The organism is Virgisporangium ochraceum (assembly GCF_016863655.1).
In the GTDB taxonomy this organism is placed as follows: Bacteria; Actinomycetota; Actinomycetes; order Mycobacteriales; family Micromonosporaceae; genus Virgisporangium; species Virgisporangium ochraceum.
This window is the reverse complement of sequence record NZ_BOPH01000001.1, coordinates 145,592-158,549: the sequence shown is the minus strand read 5'-3', so window position 1 is coordinate 158,549 and position 12,958 is coordinate 145,592. Positions and strand designations below refer to the sequence as shown.

Sequence of the window (12,958 nt, the reverse complement as noted above, 5' to 3'; positions counted from 1 at the left end):
CGATCACGTGTGCCGGTACAGCGATCGAGGGGCTGTGGCGCTACGGTGAGTACTGATCACAGTGATACTTGTCGGAGGACTCGTGTCTGACCAGCACCCACCGCCGTACGGCGACGGTTCCAACCAGCCGCCTTACCAACCGCCCCCGGCCGGCGGTGGAGGGTACCCCCCGCCTCCGCCTCAGCCGCCACCAGCGGGCGGCCAGTTCCCGCCGCCCACCTCGGGCGCGGGCGCGGGCTTCCCGCCGCCGACGTCCGGCGCACCCGGTGGCTTCCCGCCGCCGGCGTCGGGCGCGCCCGGTTTCCCGCCGCCCACGTCCGGCGCCGCCGGTGGCTTCCCGCCACCGACGTCGGGCGCCGCGGGTGGCTTCCCGCCGCCCACGTCTGGTGCCGCCGGTGGGTACCCGCCGCCCACGTCCGGTGCCGCGGGTGGGTATCCGCCGCCGCCCGGTGGGTTCCCGCCACCTACGTCGGGTCCGCCGACCCCCAGCGGGGGGTTCCCGCCGGCGACGGGTGGCTTCCCGCCGCCGACCTCGGGCGCGGGCGCCTACCAGGCCCCGCAGACGGGCGGGTTCCCCGCGCCGGCGTCCGGAGCGGGGGCCTACCAGTCGCCCACCACCGGGGCGTTCCCACCACCGGGCCAGCCGGGCTACGACCCGAACCAGCCACCGACCGGCTTCGGCCAGCCGGGGCAGCCCGGGCAACCCGGCCAGCCGGGCTACGACCCGAACCAGCCGCCGACCGGCTTCGGCCAGCCCGGCTACGACCCGAACCAGCAGCACGCGTTCGGCGCCGCCCCCGGGTCTCCGCTGCCGCCGATGACGCCGCCCGGCCGGGGTGGCGGCAAGACCAAGATCATCCTGGCGGTCGCCGGTGCGGTGCTCCTGCTGCTCTGCCTCGGCGGCGTGGTCTGGGGTGTGATGTCGCTGTCCGGCGGTGGCGCGGCCGACGCCAAGGTCGGTGACTGCCTCAGCGGCAAGTCGATCGACCGGAACTCCGAGCGGTTCCAGGAGACCGACCTCGAGGTCGTCGAGTGCTCCGACGGCGACGCCCGCTACAAGGTCGTCGGCAAGGTCGAGGACAAGACGCAGGGCGAGGCCAACGAGGAGCTGTGCCGCCAGTTCCAGGGTGCGGAGGTCATCTACTGGGAGGGCCGCGAAGGCGACCCCGGCACGGTGCTCTGCCTCCAGACCAACAAGTGACGCGTCCGCACACCGATCCCGGGTTCGTCGCGCCGGGCCTGGGATCGCTGGCGGACCTCGACGACGCGGTCTCCGACTGCTTCGCCTGCCCCCGGCTGGTCGAGTGGCGGGAGGAGGTCGCGGTCACCAAGCGGGCCTCGTTCCGCGACTGGACCTACTGGGCCCGCCCCGTGCCCGGCTTCGGACCGGAAGGCGCCCGCATCGGGATCCTCGGCCTGGCACCGGCGGCACACGGTGGCAACCGCACCGGCCGGGTGTTCACCGGTGACCGGTCCGGCGACGTGCTCTTCGCCGCACTGCACCGGGCCGGCCTCGCGAACCAGCCGACGAGCGTCAGCGTCGACGACGGGCTCACGCTGCACGACACGCGGATCTTCGCCGCGGTGCGGTGTGCGCCGCCGGCCAACGCGCCGACCCCGGCCGAGCGCGACACCTGTGCGCCGTGGCTGCACCGGGAGGTCGAGCTGCTCCGGCCGTCGCTGAAGGTGGTGATCGCCCTCGGCGGGTTCGCCTGGGCGGCGTTCTGGCCGGTGCTCCGGAAGGTCTACGGCCGCACGGTGACACCCCGCCCCAAGTTCGGCCACGGCGCACTGTGGCAGGCTGGTCACGGTGATGCTCCGGCGTTGCTCGGTTGTTACCACGTCAGCCAACAGAACACCTTTACCGGCAAGCTCACGCCGGTAATGCTGGACGACGTACTGGCCCGGGCGGTGGCGATAGCCGGGGCCTGATCCAGAGCCCGTTGAGCGGCCCGCTGAGGAGGAACCCGTCCGGTGGTGCGCCGGTGGCTGCCATTGCTCGCCGTCGCGGCACTGCTCGTGGCGGCGTTCGTCGCGTCGGCGCTCGCCGAGCCGCAGATCAACGCTCGCCCGCTGCCGCCGGCCGACGGGTCGCCGGAGGCGGGACCCAGCGCGACCGCCACGGTCTCGCAGCCGCCCCTGGTGTCGGCCGAGCCGGTGCCGCGGGAGACGCCGTTCGAGATCCCGGCCTGGGTCGAGACGGTGCTCGGCGCCCTCTGCGTGCTGATCGTGCTGCTGATCGTCGGTGCGCTGGTGTTCGTCGCGGTCCGCGACTCGATCCAGGCCAGGGGACGCCCGATCGAGGCCGACAAGGGGACGCCGAAACCGGCGACCCACGCGGCCGAGGTCGCCGCCGCGCTCGACGCCGGCCTCGACCAGCTCGCGCAGAGCGGATCCGACCCGCGCAGCGTGGTGATCAGCTGCTGGGTGCGGCTGGAGGACGCCGCCGCGTCGGCCGGCACCCCGCGCCGCCCGTCGGACTCGCCGGCCGACTACGTGCTGCGGCTGCTCGAGGTGCACCAGATCAGCCGGCCGGTGCTCGACCGGCTGGCGGCCGTCTACCGGGCGGCCCGGTACAGCTTCGGCGACGTCGACGACTCGATGCGCAGCGAGGCCGTGGCCGCGCTGCAGCGCCTGCGGGCAGAGCTGGAGGCGAAGGTATGAGCGAGCGTCAGCGAGTGAATCATCAACTCAGTGTCCGCGAAAGCATCGCGGAGCGCAGCGGAGCGATCGCATGAGTCGCAGCCGCCGGCCCAGGCCGGAACAGGTCTCGCTCAACGACCTCCTCGACTTCGACGAGAGCGACAGCGGGCCCGGCGAGGCCCCGCGGCAGCGCCGCTGGTGGCTGGTCGACCTGATCCTCTCGGCGGTCGTCGCCGTCGGCGCGTACGTCGTGATCCGCACCACCGGCTTCGAGACGCCCCTGGCCGTCCTCTTCGCGGTCGTGTTCACGATCCTGCTGCTCAGGCGCGCGCTCAGGTCGGTCCCCGCATCTCCGCCACCACCGGCGGCCCGCAGCGACCTGTGGGGCGTGACCGACGACGGCGCCGCCGCCAACGCGCCGGCCGACGGGGTCGTGCGGGCCGTCCAGCGGTGGGAGTCGCGGTTCGGGTGGACGGAGCGCGACCCCGCCCGGTACAGATCAGCGGTGCTGCCACGGCTGTACGAGCTGGTCGACGAGCGCCTACGGCAGCGGCACAGCATCACGTTGCGTAGCGATCCGGAGCGGGCCCGCGCGCTGATAGGAGAGCAGTTGTGGACGTTCCTGCACACGCGGGTGGCACGCACGCCCACCGTTCGCGAGATGGCGGCCGTCGTCGACGAAATGGAGAAGATATGACCGCCCTGTCGCCCGTCGACGCGGGACAGCTCGGCCAGCGGGTACTCGACGAGGTGTCGACCGTCGTCGTCGGCAAGCGCGGAGCGCTGGAGATGGTGCTCGCGGGCATCCTCGCCGGCGGCAACGTGCTGCTGGAGGACATGCCCGGCCTCGGCAAGACCCTGGCCGCCCGCACGTTCGCGCAGGCGCTCGGCATCGGGTTCCGGCGCCTGCAGTTCACGCCCGACCTGCTGCCCGCCGACGTCACCGGCTCGTTCCTCTACGACCAGCGCAACCACGACTTCGCGTTCCGCGCCGGTCCGATCTTCACCAACCTGCTGCTCGCCGACGAGATCAACCGCACGCCGCCGAAGACCCAGGCCGCGCTGCTCGAGGCGATGCAGGAGAAGCAGGTCTCCGTCGAGGGGACCACGTACCGGCTGGAACCGCCGTTCCACGTGCTCGCCACCGCGAACCCGATCGAGTACGAGGGCACGTACCCCTTGCCGGAGGCCCAGCTCGACCGGTTCCTGCTCCGCGTGTCGTTCGGCTACCCGTCGGGCGAGGAGGAGTGGGAGGTGCTGCGCCGGCGGATGGGACGGCGCCAGGAGGAGTCGGAGGTGGCGGCGGTCGTCGACGCGCCGACCCTGCTGGCCATGCAGGCGGCGATGGAGGACGTGCAGGTGGAGAACTCGGTCGGCGGCTACATCGTGTCGCTGACCGCCGCCACCCGCGTCCACCCGCACGTGCTCGTCGGCGCGTCGCCGCGCGGGTCGCTCGCATTGCTGCTGTTGTCGCGGGCGTGGGCGGCGTTGTCGGGACGCGCGTTCGTGGTGCCCGAGGACGTGAAGGCCGTCGCCGTGCCGGCGCTGGCCCACCGCATCACGCTGCGGCCCGAGCTGTGGCTCCGGCGCGTCGAGCCGGCCAGCGTCGTGGCCGACGTTCTGGAGCGGACGCCCGTGCCGGCGAGCGGTGCCCTGCCGCGGCACGCATGACCGATCCGGAGGGCGGTTTCGGGATCTGGCGGCCCACCCGGGCGCTGGGGCGGTCCCTGCTGCTCATGGCCCTGCTGCTCCTGGTCGCCATCATCATGGGCCGGTTCGACCTGGTGGTGATCGTCGCGCCGGTCGCGCTCGGTGCCGGGGTCGCGCTCGTACGCAGACCGTCGCAGCCGCCGGCCACGGAGATCTCGGTCGCCGACTCGGTGGTCGTCGAGGGCTCCCCGATCGATGTGCGGCTCGGCGCGGTGAACCCCGACCGGGCCGCCTACGACCTCATGCTCATCCGGGTCCGCACGCCCGAATGGGTGACGCTCAAGCACGGCGACCGGCCGTACGTGGCGGGGACCACTCCACGCTCGGTCGTCGACGTCGACCTCACCGGCTACGTGCGCCGCTGGGGCCGGCACCGGCTCGGCCCGGTGACGGCGCACGCCGTCGCCTGCGACGGCATGCTGATGAGCACCGCCGCGATCACCGACCCGCTGATGCTCGCCGTCTACCCGGAGGTCGAGCCGTTCGTCGCGGCCGAGGCGATGCCGCGGGCGGCCGGGCTGGTCGGCGCGCACCGGTCCCGCCGCCCCGGCGAGGGCGGCGAGCTCGCCGGCGTCCGGGCGTTCGGACCGGGTGACCGGCTGCGCCGCATCGACTGGCGGGTGTCGCTGCGGGCCCGCGAGCTGCACGTCGCCGCGACCCTGAGCGACCGCGACGCCGAGGTTCTGCTCCTGCTCGACGTGCTGCACGAGGCGGGCCGCTCGGGCGGCCACGGCGGGAGGGCGTCGGTGCTCGACACCACCGTGCGGGCCGCCGCCGCCATCGCCGAGCACTACCTGACCCGCGGCGACCGCGTCGCGCTGCTCGAGTACGGCCTGCGGTCGCGGTTCCTGCGTCCGGCCAGCGGCCGCCGGCAGTACCTGACGGCGCTGCAGTGGCTGCTCGACGTCACCCCGAGCGAGTCGCCGTACGAGCCCAGCGCCGGCGCGTTCGGCACCACGCTGATCCCGTCGCACGCCCTGGTGATCGTGCTCAGCCCGCTGCTCGACCAGCGCACCGTCGGCATGCTGGCCCGGCTGGCCCGGGGCGGCCGGGTGGCGATCGCCGTCGACACGCTGAGCAGCACCGAGGTGCGGCTGCCCACGTCGTCGTGGATGCCGGTGGCCCAGCACATCTGGCGGCTGGAGCGGGAGAACCTCATCGGCCAGCTGCGCGAGCACGGTGTGCCGGTGGTGGCCTGGGCCGGCGCCGGCAGCCTCGACGCGGTGCTCCGCGACGTCTCCCGCCTGGCGACCGTGCCCCGGGTGGGCCTGCGATGAGTGATTCGGGTGGGTTGATCGCTCGTGGGGCCCGGGACCGGGTCGCCCGGGCGCGGCGCATCGTCGAGCGGGCCACCGCGTGGCCGTTCGCGGTGCGGCTGGTCGTCTTCGCCGCCGCGATGATCGCGCAGGGCTTCGCCTACCCGCCCGACACGACGTTCGGGTCTCCCGCGCTGCTCATCCTGCTGCTGGCGCTGCTGCCGGCGCTGTGGCCGCGCTCGCCCGCGGTCACCGTGTTCTGGCTGATCACGGTGGCCGGCTGGATCGCGGCGACGATGCTCTACGACTCGCAGGTGACGCTGACCCGGCTGATCGGCCTGTCGGTGGCGCTGTACGTGGTGCACTCCGGCGCCGCGCTGGCCGCCGTGCTCCCGTACGACGCCGTGGTCGACCAGGGCGTGATCCTGCGCTGGCTGATGCGGGCGGCACTCGTGGTGGTCGTGTCGGTCGCGCTGTCGGTCGGCGCCCTGTACGTGGTGAGCGGCTGGCCGGCCGAGTACTACCTGGCCGCCACGATCCTCGGCCTGTTCCCCGTGATCGGCCTGGTGTGGCTGATCGTGTGGGTGGCGCGCCGGCGTCCGTGACCCCGGCGCGCCCACCTCGTTCTACTGCGGCAGCAGGCCGGCCTGGCGGGCCAGGCCGAGCCACTGGGGGTACTCGGCCATCATCAGGTCGAAGAGCTGGTCGTCGGGGATGTTGGCCGGGTCGGTCACCGCGAAGAAGTTCGCGTTGTCGATGTAGCGGCCGGGCAGGTTGTCGAGGTTCTCCAGGAACGTGAAGTCGCTCTGGAGCAGCCGCTTGAAGAAGCCCTTCTTCTTGTTCTTGTCGGCGTCGACGGCCTGCGGCGAGTCGCCGATCGCCATGAACTGCCAGAAGATCGGCTCGTACGCGCTGTACTTCAGCTGCTCGATGGTCACCGACTCGTCGAACGTCGCCCCGTCGGTGACGAACATGACGTACACCGGCTGGTTGTCACGCTGCGGCTGGTACCGGGGGCCCGGGTTGCCCCAGTAGTTGGCCCGGATCATCTGCATGGCCTTGCCGTAGTACGTGCCACCCTCCAGCGGGTGCTGCTGCAAAACGCCGCCAAGGAACGCCTGGAAGTTGTTCATCCGCAGCTCGCCCACCTCGTGCGCCTCCGCGCCGAAGAGGAACACGTCGACGGCCTCGTTGTCGTCGAACCGCAGCCCGAGCGCCAGCACCCGCTCGACCAGCGCCTGGATCTTCCCCGACCGGTACAGGTTCGACATCGACCCGGAGATGTCGAGGCACAACGCGACCCGGGCGGTGTGGTCGGCCAGCCCGCGCTTCTGCAGGCTCACCGCCGCCTGCTTGGTGAGGTTGAGCAGTTGCGGCGCCTGCTGGGCGGCGCGCTTCTCCATGTCGATGAGCTTGCGCTGCTTGGCGAGGTTCACCCCGCCGCCACCGCCGGGTGCGGGTTGGGCGGCCGGCTGCGGCGGCGCCTGGTGCGGGCCTGAAGGCGGCGCCTGGAACGGAGCCGCGGGCGGGGCACCCGGCGGTGCCTGGTACGGCCCGGCGGGCGGGGCACCGGGCGGCGCCTGGTAGGGCCCGGTCGGGGGCGCCTGGTACGGCCCGGTCGGGGGCGCCTGGTACGGCCCGGTCGGCGGCGCCTGCGGAGCCTGGTATGGCCCGCTCGGCGGAGCCTGCGGCGGCCCGGCGGGCGGTGCCGACGGCGCCTGGAACGGCGCCGCCGGGGGAGCCGAAGCCGGGGGAGCCGAAGGCGGGGCAGCGGCCGGCCGGGAGGCGGCCGGCTGCGGCGCGGGCTCGTCGTCGACGGAGACGCCGAAGTCCGTCGCGAAACCGGCCAGCCCCGACGCGTAGCCCTGGCCCACGGCGCGCAGCTTCCACCCGTCCCCCCGCTTGTACACCTCCCCGAAGAGGTAGGCGGTCTCGGACGTGGCGTCGGTGATGTCGAAGCGGGCGAGTTCGGCACCCGAGCCGGCGTCGAGCACCCGCAGGTGGAGCCCGGACACCTTGCCGAAGGTCCCACCGTCGGCGGACGCGCCGATCAGCACGCGTTCGACGCCCGGCGGGAGCCTCGTCACGTCGATGCCGACCGCGTCGGCGCCCGCCTGCTTGCCCTCGTGGCGCACGGCGCCGCTCGCGTGCGTCGGCTGGTTGAAGAAGATGAAGTCGGAGTCGTCGCGGACCTTCTTGTCCGGGCCGAGCAGGAGGGCGGAGACGTCTACATCCGGAACGCCGGTGCCGGCGCTCCAACCGATGACGGCGCGCACCGATGTGGCGGTGAGCGGCATGTTCTGGCCCTTGGACAGCGTCGTCATGCCGCAAAACTATCAACGTGACGGGCGTAACACCCGGTGAGACGGCGGTGACAATATTGGGGGCCGCCGGATTGTCAAGCACCCGTGGGCAGGACGATGACCAACGTGACTGCCAAACGCATCCTCGTCGTCGGAGCCGGACACGTCGGCCTGTACGCCGCGCTTCGGCTCACCAAGAAGCTGAAGTTCCGCGAGGCCGAGGTCACGGTTGTGGACCCGCAACCGCACATGACCTACCAGCCGTTCCTGCCGGAGGCGTCGGCCGGCAACATCTCCCCGCGGCACGCGGTGGTGCCGCTGCGCCGCGCGTTGCGGAAGGCCCACGTCATCGCCGGTGAGGTCACCCGGATCGACCACAGCCGCAAGGTCGCGCTGGTCGAGCCGATCATCGGGCCGGCCCGGGAGGTCGCCTACGACCACGTCATCGCGGCGCCCGGCAGTGTCTCCCGGACCCTGCCGATCCCGGGTCTGCGCGAGCACGCCGTCGGTTTCAAGACCATCGGCGAGGCGATCTTCCTGCGCAACCACGTCCTCGAGCGGCTCGACGTCGCCGCGGCGACGAGCGACCCGGAGACCCGCAAGCGGGCGCTGACGTTCGTGTTCGTCGGCGGCGGCTACGCGGGCATCGAGGCGCTGGCCGAGATGGAGGACATGGCGCACGACGCGTTGAAGTACTACCCGGAGCTCGAGCCGGAGGACATGCACTGGGTGCTCGTCGAGGCGACCCGGCGCATCCTGCCCGAGGTCGACCCCGACATGGGCGCCTACACCGTGCAGGTGCTGCTGCGTCGGGACATGGACATCCGGCTCGACACCAGGCTGGAGTCCTGCGTCGACGGCATCGTCCGGCTCAGCGACGGTGACGAGTTCGCCGCCGACACGATCGTCTGGACCGCGGGCGTGAAGCCCAGCCCGATGCTGAACCAGACCGACCTGCCCCGCGACGGCCGCGGCCGGGTGCTCTGCAACGCCAAGCTGCAGGTCGTCCACGAGGACGGCTCGGTGGTCGACGGGGCGTGGAGCGCCGGCGACTGCTCGTCGGTGCCCGACCTCACCTCGAAGACGCCGGGTGCCACCTGCTCGCCGAGCGCGCAGCACGCGGTCCGGCAGGCGGTGCGCCTGGCCGACAACATCGTGGCGGTGATCCGTGACCGCGAGCCGAAGGACTACAAGCACAAGCACGTCGGCTCGGTGGCCAGCCTCGGCCTGCACAAGGGCGTGGCCCAGGTGTACGGGATCAAGCTGAAGGGCCTGCCGGCCTGGTTCATGCACCGCACGTACCACATGAGCCGGATCCCCAGCCTCAACCGCAAGATCCGCGTGGTCGTCGACTGGACGCTGGCGCTGATCCTGCGGCGCGAGGTCGTGTCGCTGGGCGGGCTGCACCAGCCGCGCGACTCGTTCGTCGACGTGACCCCACCGGTCGAGGCCCGCGAGCAGGCGTCCGTCGAGGCTTAGGTCAGCTTCCACACGTCGACGTCGGCGACCCGCTGCGGCGGGAAGCCGAGCAGTTGTTCGACGGTGTCGCGCAGCGGCGCGTCGTTGCGCTGCGCGGCGAGCACGAAGCAGCGGGCGCCCCAGAAGCGGGCGTCCGCGAGGGCGTCGGCCCGCTGGGCGTCGGTGATCACGGGTACTTGTCCGGTGTCGGCGACCTGCGCGAGCAGCAGCGACGTCGGTCGCGGGAAGGCGCCGAGCGACGCCGTTCCGCCGGTGCCGTAGGGGCCGATGAAAGAGCCTTCGGGCAGGGCGAATCGCGTGTCGGCCGCCGCGGCCCAGCGCATGCTTTCGGGCCGCCTGGGCTCAGGCAACGGGACCGGGACCAGCACGCCTCCGTCGCCGACGCACCCGCGCCACATGCCGGCGGTGAAGTACCGGGGCACCGCCGGCCGCTCCTCGGTCGGCAGCGGAGTGGGCGCGACCGGTGCGAGGGCGGCGAGCACGGCGACCGGCACGATGAGCCGCGTCCAGCCGTCCGTCACCGCGAGCGCGGTGTCGACCGCGAGCGCGACCAGCACCGCGAACAGCGGACCGGCGGCCAGCGCGAACCGCCCGGGCAGCGCCGCCGACACCCCGGGCAGCCCGTCGATCAACGCGAACGGCAGCGCGATCCCGGTCTGCTCGCCGTCGACGGTGAGCCGCGGGCCCAGCGCCAGCACGACCATCGCGGCCGCCGCGGCGGCGCAGGCGACCGCGACCGGCCGCCGCCACAGCCACAGGGTGATCCCGGCGATCGCGAGCAGCAGCGGGATCCCGAAGAAGCCGTTGTACTCGGCCGGGTCGGTCGACAGGTTCGCGGCGGCGCGGTCGCCGCCGAGTGCCAGCGGGGAGATCGTGGTGAGGCTGGCCGCGTCGAGGCCGAAGTAGTACGACGGGAACGGGCCGCCGCGCACGTGCTGCGGACCGGCGAACTGCAGCCACAACGGGTACGCCAGCAGCATGGCGGCCACGCCGAACGTGATGCCGAGGCCGCTGGCCAGGCCCGACAGCCGCGGCCGGGCGTCGGGCCAGGCGGCCGCCGCGTAGGCGGCGCAGAACAGGAACAGCCCGAACGCTGTGATCATGAGCACCTCGGGACCGAGGTGGTACTGCAGCGTCACGAGGAAGCCGAGCAGGGCGCCGGTGATCAGCTGCTGGCGCCGCTCGCGACCGGGGTCGGCGAGCCTGAGCACGCACCAGACCAGCGCCGGCACGAGCCACTGCGCGGTGATGTGCGGGTGCCCGTTCGACTGCGAGATCATCCCGGGTCCGAACCCGGCCAGGAGGCCACCGACCGCCGCCGCGAACCGGTGCCGGCCCAGGGCGCGGGCGAGCAGCAGGTACCACCCGGACGCGGTGACGGCCAGGTTCAGCCCGATGGCCAGCGCGAAGCTCACCGGTGCGCCGAAGGCCAGCGTGACCGGTCCGAGCATCAGGCCGAGCAGGATCACCGAGGCGTTGGCGAGCAGGCTCACCCCGTCGGGTGCGTTGAGCCGGTCGGTCACCAGGCTGAAGTCACCGGCGTAGACCCGTGCGTCGTAGGCCAGGAACCATTCGCTGAGCACCTGGTCGTTGGCGCCGAGGGAGAGCTGGCGGGTGTGCGGGTCGGGCCACAACCCGGCCGTCAGCAGCGCCGCGACCAGCACGAACCCGAAGCAGACCGCGAGGTCGTGCCACACCCGTCGGGGCGGCGCCGGCTCCGGCGGCGGCTGCGGCTCCGCGCGGCGCGGTAGCTTGGCGTTGATCACCCGTGACGGCCGGTCGGCACCGATCAGGTTGACGATGCGGATCGCGGTGCTGTCGTCGGAGGCTGCTTCCGTGCGTTGCCGCGGCGGGGTGGCCGTGACATGGGTATCGTCGTCCGGCCGGCCATCGTCGGTCGGCGCAGCGCTCCTCACCTGAGGGACCATACTGCCGTCCGGTCGTACGAGGCCTGCCGATCAGCACACCCGTTACGGTGATATGGGTCCACGATCTGGACGCCAACGCCCGCCCGGGTGGTGGAACGGCAGACACGGCCGCCTTAAAAGCGGCTGCCGAGAGGCATGCGGGTTCGAGTCCCGCCCCGGGCACTCTATTGATTAAATCCCGGACGCAAGCCTGCCCTTACCGGAGCAAGAGCGGCTCCGGTAAGGGCAGGCCGCTCAACCCCCCTCGTGGCCGGTGTCTCGCCGGTTGGCTTGCCCCCTCGTGGCCTCTCGGGTGGTGTGCGTCGTCTTTCGTTTGCGGGCGTCATATCGGTGTTCTTCTTGCACAGCGGGCTCCCAGGCTGGCGGGATACGCTTCTATGCAGCAACTGAGCTCTTCTTTTTCGGGCTCCATCCACAGGAGGCGGAACGTGCGTAGTTCCAATCCCGTGCTCACCCGTCTCGGCAGCGCCGCAGGCCAGGGACGCGCGGGTGGCCAACAAGCACCATATGCACAGCCCGGGCAGAACCCCTTCCAGCAGCAGCCGTACGGGCAGCAGCAGTACCCGCCCCAGTACGGGCAGCAGTACGGCGGGGGCTACCCGGCGCCACCGGGGGTCAGCGGCGGCACGATGTCCATCGACGACGTCGTCGTCCGCACGGTCATGCTGCTCGCGGTCACCGGTATCTTCGGCGCGATCGCCTGGATCGCGCTCCCCGACACCGGCACCGTGGCGACGCTGGCGATGGTCGGCTCGGTGCTCGCCGGGCTCGTCCTCGGCCTGGTGATCGCGTTCAAGCGCATCACCAACCCGGCCGTGATCTTCGCCTACGCGGCGATCCAGGGTGTGCTGCTCGGCGTCGTCAGCGAGTACTTCAATGAGCGGTACTCCGGCATCGTCATGCAGGCGGTGGCGGCCACGTTCGCGGTGTTCTTCGTGATGGCCGTGCTGTACAAGTTCCGGGTGCTGCGGGCCACCCCGAAGTTCGCGAAGTTCGTCATCGGCGCGCTGCTGGCGTTCGTCGCGTTGAGCCTGATCAACCTGGTCGCGTACGCGTTCAACTTCGAGATGGGCCTGGTCGACTACGGCACCGACTCGGTGAACCCGCTGGCGTTCCTGTTCGCGGGTGCCGGCATCGTCATCGGCGCGCTGACGTTCATCCTCGACTTCGCGGAGATCGAGGAGGGCGTGCGGCACGGCATCCCGGAGAAGTTCGCCTGGTACTCGGCGTTCGGGCTGCTCGTCGGCCTGATCTTCCTGTACTGGCAGATCCTGCAGATGCTGAGCTACCTGCGCAGATGACCACCGACGAGCTGGCGGTGGAGACCCGCCGGCTCGTCGACCGGGTCTCCACCTGGACGCCGCCCCGATGGGCGGCGTCCAGTGCGTCGGGACCCGGGACGCGCGCCGACCGTTTCCACGCCCTGATCCAGGAGCTGGCCGACCAGGCCGCCGACGCCGAGGGCCAGCCCCACCGCGTCGTGCCCCGCCTCTCGCCCGACACGGCCCTGCCCGACCAGCTGCGTGTCGTCGTGGCCGACCTCATCGAGGCCGCCCGTGACGACGAGGCCCGCCTGACGGCCGCCACGAAACGGGTCCTGGCCACCAAGCGCGCGCTGTAGTCCCTCGGCAGAGGTATG

General features: G+C 72.3%; 12 protein-coding genes and 1 tRNA gene. 11 read left to right on the top strand and 2 right to left on the bottom strand.

All coding sequences use genetic code 11. The annotated features are described in order from the left end of the window. Positions 1 to 82: 82 nt before the first annotated feature. From Voc01_RS00745 to Voc01_RS00715, 7 genes are all read left to right on the top strand, one after another. Complete coding sequence (locus Voc01_RS00745) at positions 83 to 1,201, top strand: LppU/SCO3897 family protein (RefSeq protein WP_203925229.1); 1,119 nt, start codon at positions 83 to 85, stop codon at positions 1,199 to 1,201. Continuing rightward, positions 1,198 to 1,932 (top strand): uracil-DNA glycosylase, encoded by a 735-nt coding sequence (locus Voc01_RS00740; RefSeq protein ID WP_203925228.1) that lies wholly within the window; start codon positions 1,198 to 1,200, stop codon positions 1,930 to 1,932. The genes Voc01_RS00745 and Voc01_RS00740 overlap by 4 nt, the downstream gene beginning before the upstream one ends. 42 nt (positions 1,933 to 1,974) lie before the next feature. Next, entirely contained in the window at positions 1,975 to 2,664 is a 690-nt protein-coding gene (locus Voc01_RS00735) for a DUF4129 domain-containing protein (protein WP_203925227.1), read from the top strand. 70 nt (positions 2,665 to 2,734) lie between these two features. Further along, positions 2,735 to 3,340, top strand: a complete 606-nt coding sequence (locus tag Voc01_RS00730; RefSeq protein WP_203925226.1) for a hypothetical protein — start codon at positions 2,735 to 2,737, stop codon at positions 3,338 to 3,340. After that, positions 3,337 to 4,314 (top strand): AAA family ATPase, encoded by a 978-nt coding sequence (locus Voc01_RS00725; RefSeq protein WP_203925225.1) that lies wholly within the window; start codon positions 3,337 to 3,339, stop codon positions 4,312 to 4,314. Before Voc01_RS00730 ends, Voc01_RS00725 begins: the two co-directional genes overlap by 4 nt. Continuing rightward, positions 4,311 to 5,630 (top strand): DUF58 domain-containing protein, encoded by a 1,320-nt coding sequence (locus Voc01_RS00720; RefSeq protein WP_203925224.1) that lies wholly within the window; start codon positions 4,311 to 4,313, stop codon positions 5,628 to 5,630. The genes Voc01_RS00725 and Voc01_RS00720 overlap by 4 nt, the downstream gene beginning before the upstream one ends. Next, positions 5,627 to 6,214 (top strand): hypothetical protein, encoded by a 588-nt coding sequence (locus tag Voc01_RS00715; protein ID WP_203925223.1) that lies wholly within the window; start codon positions 5,627 to 5,629, stop codon positions 6,212 to 6,214. The genes Voc01_RS00720 and Voc01_RS00715 overlap by 4 nt, the downstream gene beginning before the upstream one ends. 21 nt (positions 6,215 to 6,235) lie before the next feature. On the opposite strand, the gene Voc01_RS00710 is transcribed toward Voc01_RS00715, so the two are convergent. Further along, positions 6,236 to 7,933, bottom strand: a complete 1,698-nt coding sequence (locus Voc01_RS00710; RefSeq protein WP_203925222.1) for a VWA domain-containing protein — start codon at positions 7,931 to 7,933, stop codon at positions 6,236 to 6,238. Positions 7,934 to 8,038: 105 nt separating this feature from the next. Between Voc01_RS00710 and Voc01_RS00705 the strand changes: the two genes are divergently transcribed. Continuing rightward, complete coding sequence (locus Voc01_RS00705) at positions 8,039 to 9,391, top strand: NAD(P)/FAD-dependent oxidoreductase (RefSeq protein ID WP_203925221.1); 1,353 nt, start codon at positions 8,039 to 8,041, stop codon at positions 9,389 to 9,391. On the opposite strand, the gene Voc01_RS00700 is transcribed toward Voc01_RS00705, so the two are convergent. Beyond that, positions 9,388 to 11,307: a hypothetical protein gene (locus tag Voc01_RS00700; RefSeq protein ID WP_203925220.1), complete on the bottom strand. Its 1,920-nt coding sequence runs from the start codon at positions 11,305 to 11,307 to the stop codon at positions 9,388 to 9,390. The genes Voc01_RS00705 and Voc01_RS00700 overlap by 4 nt on opposite strands. Positions 11,308 to 11,400: 93 nt before the next feature. On the opposite strand from Voc01_RS00700, the gene Voc01_RS00695 reads away from it, so the two are divergent. The 3 genes from Voc01_RS00695 to Voc01_RS00685 all read left to right on the top strand — a co-directional run bounded on the left by Voc01_RS00695 (position 11,401) and on the right by Voc01_RS00685 (position 12,940). Then, a tRNA-Leu gene (locus Voc01_RS00695) sits at positions 11,401 to 11,481 on the top strand. Between the two features lie 266 nt (positions 11,482 to 11,747). Beyond that, a complete protein-coding gene (locus Voc01_RS00690; RefSeq protein WP_203925219.1) occupies positions 11,748 to 12,620 on the top strand; it encodes a Bax inhibitor-1/YccA family protein in 873 nt (290 codons plus the stop codon). Continuing rightward, entirely contained in the window at positions 12,617 to 12,940 is a 324-nt protein-coding gene (locus tag Voc01_RS00685; RefSeq protein WP_203925218.1) for a hypothetical protein, read from the top strand. Before Voc01_RS00690 ends, Voc01_RS00685 begins: the two co-directional genes overlap by 4 nt. Positions 12,941 to 12,958 lie beyond the last annotated feature (18 nt).